This is a genomic window from Sedimentibacter sp. B4 (assembly GCF_000309315.1).
Taxonomy (GTDB): Bacteria; Bacillota; Clostridia; order Tissierellales; family Sedimentibacteraceae; genus Sedimentibacter; species Sedimentibacter saalensis.
The window spans coordinates 1-405 of record NZ_CANG01000091.1 but is presented as its reverse complement, the minus strand read 5'-3'; the positions used below and the strand labels follow the sequence as shown (position 1 = coordinate 405).

Annotated in this window: 1 protein-coding gene; it reads left to right on the top strand. The window is 74.6% G+C overall.

Going from position 1 to position 405, the window contains the following annotated elements; all coding sequences use genetic code 11:
• The coding region (locus BN358_RS26075) for a hypothetical protein (RefSeq protein WP_040582418.1) at positions 1-320 on the top strand (320 nt) is incomplete at its 5' end.
• Positions 321-405 lie beyond the last annotated feature (85 nt).

Below are 405 nucleotides of genomic sequence, written 5' to 3'. Positions count from 1 at the left end.
CCGCGATCGTGCTCAGCGCGGGTGTGTTGCTCACGCTGGTCAGCTACGTGCTCGGGGCGATCGCAGCCGACGACCCGTTCGGCCGCGTCGTCGAGATCATCGGCAGCCTGATCGACCTCCTGCTCAAGGCCGTCGGCGCCGGCGCGCTCTGGGTGCTGCTACGCGGCGTGACGGCAGGACGGATCGACACCGCGCCCCCCGCACCGGTCGTGGAGGAGACGCCCGAGGTAGAGGCCGGCCCGGTCGAGCCGGATGTCCCGCAACCGGACGACCTGGCAGCGCAGCGAGGCTGCGGGCGCGGTCTGGCAGACCGCCGATGACGCCGCCGCAGGGGGCGCCAGGGGCCTCGCGGATGCCCGAGAGCCGCCCCCCGGCCATCTTCCGCGACGAGGCCGGAACGCCGGC